Genomic DNA, 13,628 nt, shown 5'->3' on the forward strand with positions numbered 1-13,628 from the left:
ACCCGGCTTTCGGGATTGTGCTAGTATCGTGCACTGAACTTATGTGTAGAAAAATAAACTATTATGTTTCAGCCTGTTAGCCTTTATATAGGGCTCAGATACAGCCGTGCTACGAAAGGCAATGGGTTTGTGTCTTTTATTTCGTTTTTTTCCATCGCCGGGATAGCGCTCGGATTAATGGCACTCATTACGGTTAGTTCTGTGATGAATGGGTTTGAACAGAGCCTCAAAAATGCCATGCTCGATTTGATCCCCCATGTGCAGTTACACAAGTCGTCGGACGACAAAGCGGGTGATGCCCCCAAGTTGTTAACTCAGCTGAGCGGCTTGCCAGAAGTCAAACGTGTGACCCCTTATGTGACCAGCGACGTGATCCTGCAAACCAATAAGGATCTGGTGGGCGTGCGTCTGCAAGGCGCTTTTTCTGGCTATCCGTCAGCACTGGAGCCTCATATCGAAGCTGGCAGCATAACGCAGTTTCGCGAACAGAAATATCAACTGGCCCTGAGTCGTTACCTGGCTAATCAGCTGGATGTGCGACTGGGACAAAAGGTTCGGGTGATCATGCCGGACATCAGCAGTTACACGCCGATGGGGCGGGTGCCTAAGCAGCGCCTGTTTACCGTTGCGTTAATCTACAACACCCACAGCGAAGCCGATGTCAACCTGGCATTTGCCGATGGTAAAAGTCTGCAACGCCTGTTAAAACGCAAACCCGGCGACTTTGATATCAGCATTACGCTTGAAGATGCTTTTGCGGTGAATGCATTCAAAACCACCCATGCGCCGCTTTTATCGGGCCTGACGTATTCAGACTGGCATGTGCAGCAGGGCGCGTTATTTGCTGCGGTGGCAATGGAAAAGCGCATTATGTCTTTGCTGCTGGGGTTGATTGTGATTGTGGCCGTTTTTAACATTGTTTCGGCGTTGTCGATGATGGTCAGCGAGAAGCAAGGTGAGGTGGCTATTTTGCAAACTCTTGGGCTTGCTCCGGGAGCCATTGCACGCGTTTTTATGGTTCAGGGCTTGTACAACGGCGTAGTGGGTACGTTTATCGGCACAGTATGTGGTTACCTGCTTGCGAGTAATATCAACCAGGTGCTGGCGTTGAGTGGGCTATCTCTGCTCGGTGGAGCAGAGCTGCCAGTCAGATTCGACTGGCTGAGTTTGAGTCTGATTGTTGTAACCAGTCTGGTGTTGAGTTTTCTGGCAACATTGTATCCGGCGTTTAAGGCCGCAAAAGTGCTACCTGCTGAGGTGTTAAGGTATGAGTGATTTAGTAATTGAATGTCAGGGTCTGAATAAGGCTTATGATGAAGCGGGCCAGCAGGTTGAAGTGCTAAAAGGAGTAAACCTGTCACTTGCTCAGGGAGACATGTTGGCAATTGTGGGGAGCTCTGGCTCGGGTAAAAGTACCTTGCTCCATATTCTTGGTACGCTGGATACCGCAAGTAGTGGTTCGGTGCGCATTAAAGGCACCGATGTGGCCAGCTTGTCGCGTCGCAAACAAGCCGACTTTCGTAATCAAAATCTGGGCTTTATCTATCAGTTTCATCACCTGCTGATGGATTTTACGGCGCTTGAAAATGTCGCAATGCCGCTGTTGATATCGGGTCAGTCACCCAAAGCGGCGCATGCACAGGCTGAGGAAATGCTGGGCAAAGTTGGTCTGGCCCATCGCGGTGGCCATCGTCCGTCAGAGTTGTCAGGGGGAGAGCGCCAGCGAGTGGCGATAGCACGCGCACTGGTCACGCGCCCGTCACTGGTTCTCGCAGATGAACCAACTGGTAACCTGGATAAGCAAAATGCCTTGAAAATTTATGCGCTGCTTAAGGAGCTGAATCGGGATTTAAAAACCAGTTTTGTGGTGGTGACACACGACTTAGAATTAGCTGCAAAACTGGGCCGAGCCGTTGCATTGGACGACGGTGTGTTGGTCGAGCAAGCGCTACATAGCGAGGCTTAATGCAATGCTGAGTGTGTTTATCAGTAACCGGTTACGCGCATCCAAGCATCAGGCGGGGTTGATCGGGTTTTTGAGTAAGTCGTCAACGCTGGGCGTGATGCTGGGGGTTGCGGTATTGATCGTGGCTTTGTCTGTGATAAACGGGTTTGAACAGCAGCTGAAAACCCGTTTATTGTCTGTGGTCCCGCATGTTGCTTATCAGGCGCCTTATGATCCTATCTCCAGCTGGCCCGACAAAGTATCGCTGCTAGAGGCGCAACCTGGCATAGTGGCGGCGGCACCTGAAATATCGGTGACAGCCATGGTTCAGTTCCGCGGTGAGCTCAAGGCGGCGCAGGTAAAAGGCGTTGATTTCCTCTCCCATCACAAAGTGTCGGATGTGGGGCAGTTCATAAACGGTGCTGCATTGGCCTCTTTGTCTGACTATGATATCGTGCTGGGCCGTCATATTGCAGCTGAGCTGGGGTTAGAGCGTGGTGATAAACTCACTCTGTTGGTGGCAAATCCGCAGGCTGACTCTCCACTGGCGGCGCCTAAACGATTGAATTTTGTATTGGCGGGCGTTATCGATATGGGCGGGCCAATCGACCGTACTTTGGCTTTGGTCTCGGTGAACAGTTTACAGCAGGCGATGGGGCTTGCACAAGATCAGGTAACCGGACTGCGCGCCAAAGTTGATGATGTGTTTGCTGCGCATCAGATTGCCATGGCAGCGGGCAGGGCATTGCCTGATCTGGTTTATGTCAACAGCTGGTTTCGCACCCAGGGCAGCCTCTATCAGGATATTCAGATGGTCAGAACCATCGTCTATCTGGTGGTCTTTTTGATCATTGCCGTGGCCAGCTTTAATATCGTGTCGTCCATGGTAATGGAAGTAAAAGAAAAGCAGGCCGATATTGCGATTTTAAAAACCATGGGGGCAAAAGACAGTACCATTTTTGCCACTTTTGCTATCCAGGGCGTGAGCTATGCGCTCATTGGTGCTCTGGTGGGTTTATTTATTGGCATTTTGCTGGCGCTGAATATCTCTGATTTGTTTCGCGCCTGGGTTGAGCTGGATGGAGATAACCCGCTGCAGGGCGTTTACTTTATCGAGTTTTTGCCCAGTCAGCTGCATTGGGTCGACGTAGCGGCGGTACTGTCAATTACCTTGGTGATTGCCGTACTGTCTTGCCTGTATCCTGCCTGGCAGGCTGTTAAAGTCGACCCTGCCAGAGTCCTCGGAGGCTAAGCATAAGTAACGCCTCCTCAGGGCAGGCGTTACTCTTCAAAATGCAGATAGCTGGACTTATCTGCCACCACATACTCAACGCTTTTGACTTCGTGTTGCAGCGGTACGCGATAACGCCTCGCTGATCCGTTCGTGATTGAACCGGGCGTTGGCGCTGCTGCGACGCTGCGCAATAAATTCATCCAGCTCTTGGGTCATAATGTCCAGGGCAATCGTAACGCTAGCCTGGATCTGATCGACACGATCCTGAAACTGTAAGTCGACCAGTATTTCCGAGATTTTCTGCCGATTGTCCTCATTTGAGGTTTGCAGCACCTGTGCTTGCTGTTCTACGTTTTGTGACAGGCTGAGCCAGGTGTCGATTACTTCATTAATCTGTCGCTGATACTTGTCGGTCAGGGCCTGGCGCTCCGACAGTTCGCTTTCCATCATACTCATTGAGCTCTGCATTGCCTGGGCAATGGTTTCGACCATTTTGTTGATCTTGACGCCGGTTTCACCACTCGAATTGGCCAGTGCCCTTACCTCATCGGCCACCACGGCAAACCCTCGGCCATTATCACCGGCACGCGCAGCTTCAATAGAAGCATTGAGCGCAAGTAAATTGGTTTGTTCTGCAATTTTCGCGACGTCGATGGCCATTGCCTGTAGCTCTTTACTTTGCTCCACCATAGTTTTAAAGGTGTCTGTTCTTCGTTGCTGGCTGATATTAGACTGCTCGAGATACGTGAGGATCTGAGTAAGTTGTTCACGGCTGTGTTGTGCTGTTTGCTGCAGGCTGCTGGCGCTGCTATCGTCCAGACTGCTGAGGGTTGCGGTAATATTGCTGACAAGCTGCGAAAATTCAGCAGACATATTATCTGCGGCTTGCTTAGTTTGCTGCCGGGCGCTGTCAATCTGATCCCTTAGCTGAGGGGTAATGGTGTGGCCAAGTTGCTCAAGGCAGGTCAGGTCGCTGTGCTGGCCGTCAGCATTATCCCGCACGACCTCGATGTCTTCGGGCTGCGCTGTTTGAGCCCCGCGATGGGCGAAAAATGACCCGATGCAAGATAAGCCGGTTACGACCATTGCGAATACCCAGCCTGCCGCATACCAGGTTACAGCAAAAACCGAGAGCTGAATGACAATGGATAGTGGAAGCATATCGGCGCCATAGTGGCCACAGAAATCGTCTTTTAATCCTAGTCGAGTCTGTTTATTGTGCAAATGTAAATAGTTGCTCAGCCCAATCACGCTCTACACGCAGATTTGTATCGGGATCCGGCTTGCATCTGGCTGACATAATCCCTACAGTAAGGGAAAAATAACAATGAAGTACCCAGAATGACGAATCAAGATACTCAAATTAATGAAGAAGAATTGCAACAACAAATTGCGCAATGGCAACACACTGCTCTGCAGACAGCTCAAAAATACCTGGCAGAAAAGGGAATACTGGGTTTAAGTATCCAGGCCACAGAATCCCGCACTTTGCCGCCTGTCTGTGGCGTGTGGAAAATAAAAGATAATAAAGGCAAGGGCTACTGGGTGATATCTGGGAAAATGCCCACCGATTCCATGCCGGTTAGTGGCGCTGCTACTGCGCGCGATGCGCTCAAGCATTTTTCTTACCAGTGGCACATGAAAGCGGATAAAATCTTAAATGCAGAGCGTACCGACCCTATGCAGGTAGAATATGCCAATATTCTGATCCACCATGCTCAAGGTTTGTATGAGCTTGCCGACAATGAGCAACTATGGGCTAATGAAGCATCGTAAAAGGCTCAGAGTTTATTTCTTTTACCGGGCATTTCATCCTTTGTCTTGGAATGCCTGCCTCCATAAACACGCTGCCCTGTTTCGAAAAGCCAGATTTTAAGAAGGTAGGCACTTCGTCCAAAATACATTGCACAAAGACATTCTCATACCCCTTTTGCTCTGCCAAAATACTGAGAAAGCCTATTAAAGATTGGTACGCTTCGCGGTTTCTGTGTGAGCGGATGATAGCAATCCTGCTGATCAAACCATCACAACATAACCTGCCAGTTCCAATCGGGCATTGATTTTCGTCCCGAACCAGCACATGCTCTGCGGTCTTATCGTGTTGATCAAACTCTACTTCTTTTGGAAGGTGAAGCTCGTAAACGAAGACTCGTTCACGGATTTGGCGCAGTTGTCCCTGAGTTTTTTGCCAACTCACTCTATCGACGTGGTAAATCATGATTGCCTCGCATCAAACATCATAATCACGCCTGATCAAGGGACCAGCCTGTGCTCTTTATTATTAAGGCACCGACTTTGCCGATGCCTATTATTGTGTGACTAACCCTTAGATTCAGGTAATTACACCCAGTCCTCAATGTAAAAGGACCCATCGTTTATAAGCGTAGTTAAAGTTTGTTTAAATTCCAAACAGTCAATGCAGTCTAATAATGCAGATATGGGGGTATTGTTTTGATCTGTCAGCTTTTTAACCGCTGGTAAGACCTCTAAAGGCAAAGCAAAATTTTGCCCGTTCACGCTCAGGAGTACGGCTTGTGTCGTTACCTGGTACAAAGCTCTGACACCACCAGAGCGTACCAAAATATCTTCAGGTGTAATATCTTCCAGCAAGGATTCCACTGACAGTGGTGGGTCTAATGGCGCTAAGTCCATCTCGTGCTTCGGCTCACTCAGGGTGCGCCCGAGCCACTCGTCGAATATCTCACTGTTGTGTAATACGGACTCTAGCATGGTACGGATCTTCCCTTTATCCTGGCTGCTGATTTCACCTAAGGAATCACGTATTGTAAGGTCCGGGTCGTTGTAACGTTGCGTACCCAACTCTGAGTCAATCAAATGATCGGCGAGACTGGAGAGCAGGTCTTTCTGATCCGGCGCTCTGAACCCGACGGAATAGTTCAGGGCATTTTCAACCGCATACCCTTCGTGGGGGCAACCGGGCGGAATATATAAGATGTCTCCGGGTTCCAGTTCGGCATCTATGATGGCTTCAAACTGTTCTACCTGCAATAAACTCTTGTTTTGAGCAAATTGCTTCAGGCTTGCATCGGGCATGCCGACACGCCAGCGTCGTTTGCCCTGGCCCTGAATAATAAACACATCGTACTGGTCGAGGTGCGGACCAACACCGCCTCCGGGCGTTGAAAAGCTGATCATTAAGTCATCAATTCGCCAGTTTGGAATAAACCGAAAGGGCTCAAGTAAAGTCGCCGCCTGTGGATGCCAATGGTCAACCGCTTGTACCAGTAACGTACTATGTTGCTCTGTAAGCAAAGAGAAATCTTCAAACGGTCCGTGATGTGCGTCCCAGTGATTGTCATGATTAGTGACGATACGCGACTCTATGTTTTCTTCCATTGCCAGACCGGCCAGCTCTTCTGGCGACAGCGGATCGCTAAAGTCCTGAAAGCCTTGTTTGATAAGTAGCGGTTTTTTTTGCCAATACTGAGTAAGGAAAGCTGCCTCGGTGAGGGCATTGAGAGATAGCTGATACATAAAGGGCTCCAATAAAAAAGCGAAAGTTCGGCACTGCGCCGCAACTTTCGCTTCTCAGACTTAGGTGAGATTAACTCAGTTTAGTTTAGCTCATCGATGAAGGCTTCGGCGCGGCCAATATAGTTGGCTGGCGTCATTAGCTTCATGTCAGCTTTTACTTGCTCTGGCAGGTCTAAACCATCTATAAACTCAGCCATGATTTCCTGGTTAACGCGCTTGCCACGTGTCAGCTCTTTTAGCTTCTCATATGGTTTTTCGATACCATATTTACGCATTACTGTCTGGATTGGCTCTGCAAGTAGCTCCCAGTTGTCATCCAGCTCAGCCAGCAGGCGATCGGCATTGACTTCCAGTTTGCTGATCCCTTTAAGCGTTGCCTGGTAGGCGATCAGGGTATAACCCATACCAACACCCAGGTTACGCAGTACTGTTGAGTCAGTCAGGTCACGCTGCCAGCGAGATACTGGTAGCTTTTGTGCAAGGTGAGTGAAGATAGCATTCGCAATGCCCAGGTTGCCTTCTGAGTTTTCGAAGTCAATTGGGTTTACTTTATGCGGCATGGTTGATGAGCCGATTTCACCTGCAATGGTTTTTTGCTTGAAGTGGCTCAGTGCAATGTAGCCCCAAACGTCACGGTCAAAGTCGAGCAAAATGGTGTTGAAACGTGCCACTGCATCGAACAGCTCAGCGATATAATCGTGCGGCTCAATTTGTGTAGTAAACGCATTCCAGCTCAGGCCCAGGCTAGTGACAAACTGCTCTGCATGCGCGTGCCAGTCATAGTCTGGGTATGCGCTCAGGTGAGCATTGTAGTTACCAACGGCGCCATTGATTTTGCCCAGGATCTGAACGTTGGCGATTTGCTCGCGCTGACGTTGCAGGCGTACATAGACGTTGGCGAATTCCTTACCCATAGTAGAAGGAGAAGCAGGCTGACCGTGGGTACGGGTCATCATAGCGACCGATTTATATTCAATTGCTTTTTCTTTAATGGCAGCAAGTAACTTATCGCAGTAGGGCAGTAGCACCTGGTCGCGTGCTTCACTGAGCATCAGACCATGCGATAGGTTGTTAATGTCTTCTGAGGTACAGGCAAAGTGAATGAACTCGTTAACAGCCTGAAGCTCAGCGTTGTCGGCCACTTTCTCTTTTAGCAGATACTCAACGGCTTTAACGTCATGGTTGGTGGTGCGCTCAATCTCTTTGACTCGCTGTGCATCGGCTTCGCTGAAGTTATCAACAATGCTGTCGAGCAGGGCATTTGCCTGCTCACTGAAAGCCGGAACTTCGTTGATTGCAGCGGCCTGGGCCAGGGCTTGTAGCCAACGCACTTCAACGGTTACGCGGTACTTGATCAGGCCGAACTCACTGAAAATACTTCTCAGCTCACTGGTTTTGCTACCATAGCGGCCATCCACTGGAGAGATAGCGGTTAACGCCGAAAGCTCCATAACTTCTCCTAACTAATTGGTTTTTTGAACGATATTTAAATATAACTTTGTGCAGCAGCAATAATTTTCTTCTTCGCAAAGAAGAACTGACGACGCTTACCACCGAGCTGACGCCACAGCACTGCACTGCGGATCCCGGCCAACAGCAGGGCCCGGATCTGATGTTGTACATTGGATTGTTTGAGCAACTCGGGTTTACCAAAAATTTGAATTTTCGGCCCAACCGGACTCACGACCTGGCTGTAAATATCCGCCAGTGCCCCAATGATTTGCTCATCAACAATGTCGAAATGTTGTAACTGTCTGTCGAGCTGTTCGATACGTTTGCCAAGTTCCGACATAGCCTTGTCGTTGGCGGACAGGGCACGCTCTAGCTGCATCAGGCTGCCAACGTATTTAACCATTTCGACGTCTTTTTCGCCTTGTGCGCTCAGCTGATCAATCAGCGCGCGACAGCCTTGCTTCACAGCATTGGGATCTTCATAGACATCTTGTGGGTTTTTTGGCGATGTAATGGTAATACTTTTTAGCAAGCTGTCCGCTTCATAACGATTAAAAGTGCCATAGCGGGCACATTTTTGCACAAGCTTGGCTATCTGACACATGGCTGCCAGCGGGATCACGACTTCACGTTGCATTACTTGATCACCGACTCAATAATACCGCCACCCAGGCAGACGTCATCTAAATAAAACACGGCAGACTGACCTGGTGTTACCGCTTTTTGCGGCTCATCGAACAGTACCCGAGCCATACCATCTTGACCTACCAGCAGGGTACATGGAATATCTTCCTGGCGGTAACGGGTTTTAACCGTACAACGTGTGGTGCCTTGCGGGCCTACTCGATCAACCCAGTGCAACTGGTTGGCGTTGAGTCCATTGCTGAACAGGCGAGGGTGGTTTTTGCCTTGTCCAACGACCAGCACATTGCGCTCCACGTCTTTGTCGACGACATACCAGGGCTCACCTGAACCTTCTTTCATGCCTCCGATCAGCAGGCCTTTGCGCTGGCCCAAAGTGTGATACATCAGGCCTTCATGTTCACCGACATGGTTGCCTTCGCTGTCTTCAATTTTGCCAGGCTGTGCTGGCAAGAATTTTTGCAGGAAGTCTTTGAACTTGCGTTCACCAATAAAGCAAATGCCGGTACTGTCTTTCTTGTCGTGGGTGATCAGATCTTGTTCTTCTGCAATACGGCGTACTTCTGGTTTTTCAATATTGCCAACCGGGAACAAGGTTTGCGCTACGTGCTCGTGGCTGAGCGTGTACAGGAAGTAGCTCTGGTCTTTGTTGTTGTCCAGTCCGCGCAACATGGCAAACTTGCCATCGCGCTCTTCACGACGCACATAGTGACCCGTCGCAATATAATCGGCGCCCAGTGCCTCGGCTGCAAACTCAAGAAATGCCTTAAATTTGATTTCTTTGTTGCACATGATATCCGGGTTTGGCGTACGGCCGGCTTTGTATTCGGCAAGAAAGTACTCGAATACATTGTCCCAGTATTCTGCGGCAAAGTTGACGGTATGTAGCTCAATACCTAGTTTGTCGCACACAGCCTGAGCATCTTTTAAATCTTCAGCAGCGGCACAGTATTCGTCATTATCGTCTTCTTCCCAGTTCTTCATGAACAGGCCTTCAACCTGATAACCTTGCTGTTTAAGCAGGTAGGCTGAAACGGAGGAATCTACGCCGCCGGACATACCGACGATGACTTTAATTTGACTGTTATCGCTCATAAACTCGCTGTGTATTTTAATTACAAAAAAGTGAGCTGCATTATAGCATGTAAATCAAGGTGCCCGGAAGTCGCGGGCCGATTAATCACGAGTTTTTCGTGGCCGGATCACGAGGCTTTCACCACCTTATAGTGGCCATTTTCAATTCCATCCAGTGTGTAGGGTCCGATCCGGTAGCGAATAAGTCGCAGCGTCGGATGACCAACATGAGCGGTCATCCGTCTAACCTGACGATTGCGACCTTCGGAGATGGTGATCTCGAGCCAGCTGGTTGGAATATTTTTCCGCTCGCGGATCGGCGGATTGCGTGGCCAAACAGTTGGTGCACAGATCAGGCTGACTTTAGCGGGGCGGGTAGGGCCGTCTTTAAGTGTGACGCCGTCACGCAGTGCCTGCAATGCCGTTTCATCCGGTTCGCCCTCGACCTGAACCCAGTAGGTTTTATCGGTTTTTTTGCCCGGTTCAGTGAGTTTGTGCTGCAAGCGGCCGCAGTTAGTCAGTAACAACAGGCCCTCGCTATCACGGTCAAGCCGCCCTGCGGCATAGACTTCTTTGATGTCAATAAAATCGGCGAGGGTTTGACGGTTTTGGTCGTCGGTAAACTGACATAAAACATCAAACGGCTTGTTAAATAGTACGACCTTGACCTGATCTGGCGAAAGCTTTGGTTTGATAGTTCGTTTAGAGCCGGAGCGCTTATTGGTAGGGCGCTTAGCATGACCTGGTTTTGCTGTATGTGTTCGGGTTTTCGGACGCGGAGCGGGCATAATGATGAAGTTAGCTAATAGTGCAATGGCGGGAGTGTAGCAAAAATTAGCGCTAAATAAAAAAGGTGGCCGTTGGGCCACCTTTTTTGAACACGTAACGAATTAAGCTATGCTGGCTAGTACGTCGTTAAATGTTTTACTCGGGCGCATCGCTTCAGCTGCCAGCGCTTCGTTTGGCTGGAAGTAGCCGCCGATATTCATGGCCTGACCCTGCACATCGTTCAGCTCGCTGACGATGGCCGTTTCGTTGTCTGTCAGACCTTTCGCAACGTTGGTAAACTTGGCTTGTAGCTCTGCATCTTGCGTTTGCTCAGCCAGTGCTTGTGCCCAGTACATAGCCAGATAGAAGTGGCTGCCGCGGTTATCCAGTTCTTTCACTTTACGTGAAGGAGACTTGTTCTCGTCCAGGAATTTACCGGTTGCTGCATCCAGAGTATCAGCCAGTACTTGTGCCTTGCTGTTACCAGTTGCCTGGCTCAGGTGTTCAAGAGACGCTGCCAGTGCCAGGAACTCACCCAGTGAATCCCAGCGCAGGTGGTTTTCTTTTTCGAACTGCTGAACGTGCTTAGGTGCTGAGCCGCCCGCACCTGTTTCGAACAGGCCGCCGCCATTCATCAGTGGTACGATAGACAACATTTTCGCACTGGTGCCCAGCTCAAGGATTGGGAACAAGTCTGTCAGGTAGTCACGTAAAACGTTACCCGTTACAGAGATAGTGTCTTTGCCGTCTTTCATACGTGCCAGTGAGAACTGAGTGGCTTCAACTGGTGCCAGGATGTGAATTTCCAGGCCGTCAGTGTCATGCTCTGGCAGGTAGGCATTTACTTTCTTTATTAGTTCTGCATCGTGTGCACGGTTTTCGTTCAACCAGAATACCGCAGGAGTATTAGAAGCGCGTGAACGGTTAACCGCCAGCTTAACCCAGTCTTTGATAGGCGCATCTTTTACCTGACACATACGCCAGATATCGCCTTGCTCAACGTCGTGTTGCAGCAATACGTTACCAGCCTGGTCAACCACGCGGATTTGACCTGCTGCAGGTGCTTCGAATGTTTTGTCGTGTGAACCGTATTCTTCGGCCTTTTGTGCCATCAGACCAACGTTAGGGATAGTGCCCATAGTACGCGGGTCAAATGCACCGTGCTCTTTACAGAACTCGATTGTTGCCTGGTAAACGCCAGAGTAGCAACGGTCCGGGATCACAAAGCTGGTGTCTTGTTGCTTACCTTCAGCATTCCACATTTGACCGCTGGTACGGATAGCTGCAGGCATTGACGCATCGATGATCACATCGCTTGGTACATGCAGGTTAGTGATGCCACGATCAGAATCAACCATAGCGATGCTTGGACGTACATCATAAACCGCAGCCAGATCGGCTTCGATTTCTGCGCGTTTTGCGTCGTCCAGGTTGGCCAGCTTGTTATAAACGTCGCCGATACCATTGTTAACATCTACACCCAACTTTTCGAAAGTTTCGCTGTGCTTGGCAAATACTTCTTTATAGAAGACTTTTACAGCGTGGCCGAAGATGATTGGATCAGAGACCTTCATCATAGTGGCTTTCATGTGCAGTGAGAACAATACGCCTTTTTCTTTGGCAGCTTCTACTTCAGCTTCCAGGAAGCTGCGTAGTGCTTTAACGCTCATGCGTGACGCATCAATGATTTCACCAGCAAGCAAAGGTGTGCTTTGCTTAAGGACAGACACTGTGCCGTCAGCAGCAACGTGCTCGATGCGAACATCGGTCGCTTCGGCGATGGTGGTTGACTGCTCAGAGCCAAAGAAATCACCTTCGCTCATGCTGGCAACATAAGATTGTGAGTCTTTCGACCAGGCACCCATTGAGTGTGGGTTTTTGCGCGCATACGCTTTAACAGAGGCAGGTGCACGACGGTCAGAGTTACCTTCACGCAGTACCGGGTTTACCGCACTACCTTTGATCTTGTCGTACGTTGCTTTGATCTGCGCTTCTTTGTCGTCTTTTGGCTCTTCCGGGTAGTCAGGCAGGGCATAGCCTTTTTCCTGAAGCTCTTTGATAGTAGCTTTTAACTGAGGGATAGACGCACTGATATTAGGGAGTTTGATGATATTGGCTTCTGGCGTTTTAGCCAGCTCGCCCAGCTCTGCCAGGGCGTCACCAATTCGTTGCTCTTCGCTCAGAAATTCTGGGAAGTTAGCAATGACACGGCCCGCCAGTGAAATATCACGGGTTTCAACTTCAACACCAGCCGCTTTGGTGTAAGCCTGGATAACTGGCAATAAAGAATAAGTTGCCAGAGCCGGCGCTTCATCTGTTTTAGTGTAAATAATTTTTGATGTCATCATCATTCCTAGATAGTTTAGGGCTAAATAGCCGTTCAACAAAGCAAAAGCTTGCTATTCAAGGACGTATCCGCATACACGATCTTTATTCAACCATCAGTTTGTTGACCACAATAAGAGGTCATCAAACTGATGATTGAGTTCGGCATATAGCAAGTTTGTTAGGTATTGTTACTCACAGGCACAATAAAAATATCTAACACACCTGACGTACCTTTTGGCATACCAGATCAGTTGGCTCGTTTGACACCGGCGGGGATTGTATCAACCAAATGACTAAGTCGCTAATGCAATTTAATAAAGATATAAAATTTTATGAACTAAGATGGAAGAAATGAGACTAATTGATGAAAGGGATTAAGCGAGCAACAAATGTAACCCGCTTTGAGTGTGCCAAGATATTGCAATCCTACACAACTTCGTCCGCAAGCGGTGCGATGTTGGTAGCGTGCAGGCCTTTGGGACCTTCTTGCAGATCGAATGTTACATCCTGACCAGCTTTAAGCGTTTTGTATCCATCCATTACAATCGTGGAGTAATGGGCAAAGATATCTTCTTCGCTGCCGTCTTCTACGATGAAACCAAACCCTTTGGCATTGTTGAACCATTTGACTTTTCCGCAAGCCATACTTCTACATCCTTCTATAAGTTGACTAAATTAAGTTAATCTAAC

13 protein-coding genes are annotated in these 13,628 nt (G+C 49.1%); 4 read left to right on the forward strand and 9 right to left on the reverse strand.

Going from position 1 to position 13,628, the window contains the following annotated elements:
* Window positions 1–63: 63 nt before the first annotated feature.
* From L1285_RS12120 to L1285_RS12130, 3 genes are read left to right on the forward strand one after another with little or no spacing between them, the layout of a single operon-like run.
* Window positions 64–1,275: a lipoprotein-releasing ABC transporter permease subunit gene (locus L1285_RS12120; RefSeq protein ID WP_235412529.1), complete on the forward strand. Its 1,212-nt coding sequence runs from the start codon at window positions 64–66 to the stop codon at window positions 1,273–1,275.
* Window positions 1,268–1,966 (forward strand): lipoprotein-releasing ABC transporter ATP-binding protein LolD, encoded by a 699-nt coding sequence (lolD, locus tag L1285_RS12125; protein ID WP_235412530.1) that lies wholly within the window; start codon window positions 1,268–1,270, stop codon window positions 1,964–1,966. Before L1285_RS12120 ends, lolD begins: the two co-directional genes overlap by 8 nt.
* A gap of 4 nt (window positions 1,967–1,970) precedes the next feature.
* Window positions 1,971–3,197, forward strand: a complete 1,227-nt coding sequence (locus L1285_RS12130; protein ID WP_235412531.1) for a lipoprotein-releasing ABC transporter permease subunit — start codon at window positions 1,971–1,973, stop codon at window positions 3,195–3,197.
* Window positions 3,198–3,272: 75 nt separating this feature from the next.
* Here L1285_RS12130 and L1285_RS12135 read toward each other — a convergent pair whose 3' ends face one another.
* Window positions 3,273–4,340, reverse strand: a complete 1,068-nt coding sequence (locus L1285_RS12135) for a methyl-accepting chemotaxis protein (RefSeq protein WP_235412532.1) — start codon at window positions 4,338–4,340, stop codon at window positions 3,273–3,275.
* Between the two features lie 180 nt (window positions 4,341–4,520).
* Between L1285_RS12135 and L1285_RS12140 the strand changes: the two genes are divergently transcribed.
* Window positions 4,521–4,955, forward strand: coding sequence for a DUF4826 family protein (locus L1285_RS12140; RefSeq protein WP_235412533.1), 435 nt, complete (start codon window positions 4,521–4,523; stop codon window positions 4,953–4,955).
* Here the strand turns inward: L1285_RS12140 and L1285_RS12145 are convergent.
* The 8 genes from L1285_RS12145 to cspD form a co-directional block, all read right to left on the reverse strand.
* A complete protein-coding gene (locus tag L1285_RS12145) occupies window positions 4,939–5,397 on the reverse strand; it encodes a GNAT family N-acetyltransferase (protein WP_235412534.1) in 459 nt (152 codons plus the stop codon). The two genes, L1285_RS12140 and L1285_RS12145, sit on opposite strands and share 17 nt — an antisense overlap.
* A gap of 122 nt (window positions 5,398–5,519) precedes the next feature.
* A complete protein-coding gene (locus tag L1285_RS12150) occupies window positions 5,520–6,674 on the reverse strand; it encodes a cupin domain-containing protein (RefSeq protein WP_235412535.1) in 1,155 nt (384 codons plus the stop codon).
* 80 nt (window positions 6,675–6,754) lie between these two features.
* Window positions 6,755–8,125 (reverse strand): adenylosuccinate lyase, encoded by a 1,371-nt coding sequence (purB, locus tag L1285_RS12155; RefSeq protein WP_235412536.1) that lies wholly within the window; start codon window positions 8,123–8,125, stop codon window positions 6,755–6,757.
* 35 nt (window positions 8,126–8,160) lie between these two features.
* Entirely contained in the window at window positions 8,161–8,763 is a 603-nt protein-coding gene (gene hflD / locus L1285_RS12160; RefSeq protein WP_235412537.1) for a high frequency lysogenization protein HflD, read from the reverse strand.
* A complete protein-coding gene (gene mnmA, locus L1285_RS12165) occupies window positions 8,763–9,863 on the reverse strand; it encodes a tRNA 2-thiouridine(34) synthase MnmA (protein WP_046003213.1) in 1,101 nt (366 codons plus the stop codon). The genes hflD and mnmA overlap by 1 nt, the downstream gene beginning before the upstream one ends.
* 107 nt (window positions 9,864–9,970) lie before the next feature.
* Window positions 9,971–10,630: an rRNA large subunit pseudouridine synthase E gene (locus tag L1285_RS12170; protein ID WP_235412538.1), complete on the reverse strand. Its 660-nt coding sequence runs from the start codon at window positions 10,628–10,630 to the stop codon at window positions 9,971–9,973.
* Between the two features lie 102 nt (window positions 10,631–10,732).
* Window positions 10,733–12,955: an NADP-dependent isocitrate dehydrogenase gene (locus tag L1285_RS12175; protein WP_235412539.1), complete on the reverse strand. Its 2,223-nt coding sequence runs from the start codon at window positions 12,953–12,955 to the stop codon at window positions 10,733–10,735.
* 409 nt (window positions 12,956–13,364) lie between these two features.
* Window positions 13,365–13,583, reverse strand: a complete 219-nt coding sequence (cspD, locus tag L1285_RS12180) for a cold shock domain-containing protein CspD (protein ID WP_046003210.1) — start codon at window positions 13,581–13,583, stop codon at window positions 13,365–13,367.
* Window positions 13,584–13,628: the final 45 nt, after the last annotated feature.

It is taken from the genome of Pseudoalteromonas sp. DL2-H2.2, from assembly GCF_021532535.1.
In the GTDB taxonomy this organism is placed as follows: domain Bacteria; phylum Pseudomonadota; class Gammaproteobacteria; order Enterobacterales; family Alteromonadaceae; genus Pseudoalteromonas; species Pseudoalteromonas rubra_A.

Bases quoted from the DNA above. Each gene is read 5' to 3' on its own strand.
- L1285_RS12140 (WP_235412533.1), top strand. From the start codon at position 4,521: ATGACGAATCAAGATACTCAAATTAATGAAGAAGAATTGCAACAACAA.
- L1285_RS12145 (WP_235412534.1), bottom strand. From the start codon at position 5,397: ATGATTTACCACGTCGATAGAGTGAGTTGGCAAAAAACTCAGGGACAA.
- L1285_RS12130 (WP_235412531.1), top strand. From the start codon at position 1,971: ATGCTGAGTGTGTTTATCAGTAACCGGTTACGCGCATCCAAGCATCAG.
- purB (WP_235412536.1), bottom strand. From the start codon at position 8,125: ATGGAGCTTTCGGCGTTAACCGCTATCTCTCCAGTGGATGGCCGCTAT.
- mnmA (WP_046003213.1), bottom strand. From the start codon at position 9,863: ATGAGCGATAACAGTCAAATTAAAGTCATCGTCGGTATGTCCGGCGGC.
- L1285_RS12120 (WP_235412529.1), top strand. From the start codon at position 64: ATGTTTCAGCCTGTTAGCCTTTATATAGGGCTCAGATACAGCCGTGCT.
- L1285_RS12150 (WP_235412535.1), bottom strand. From the start codon at position 6,674: ATGTATCAGCTATCTCTCAATGCCCTCACCGAGGCAGCTTTCCTTACT.
- L1285_RS12170 (WP_235412538.1), bottom strand. From the start codon at position 10,630: ATGCCCGCTCCGCGTCCGAAAACCCGAACACATACAGCAAAACCAGGT.
- lolD (WP_235412530.1), top strand. From the start codon at position 1,268: ATGAGTGATTTAGTAATTGAATGTCAGGGTCTGAATAAGGCTTATGAT.
- L1285_RS12135 (WP_235412532.1), bottom strand. From the start codon at position 4,340: ATGCTTCCACTATCCATTGTCATTCAGCTCTCGGTTTTTGCTGTAACC.
- L1285_RS12175 (WP_235412539.1), bottom strand. From the start codon at position 12,955: ATGACATCAAAAATTATTTACACTAAAACAGATGAAGCGCCGGCTCTG.
- cspD (WP_046003210.1), bottom strand. From the start codon at position 13,583: ATGGCTTGCGGAAAAGTCAAATGGTTCAACAATGCCAAAGGGTTTGGT.
- hflD (WP_235412537.1), bottom strand. From the start codon at position 8,763: ATGCAACGTGAAGTCGTGATCCCGCTGGCAGCCATGTGTCAGATAGCC.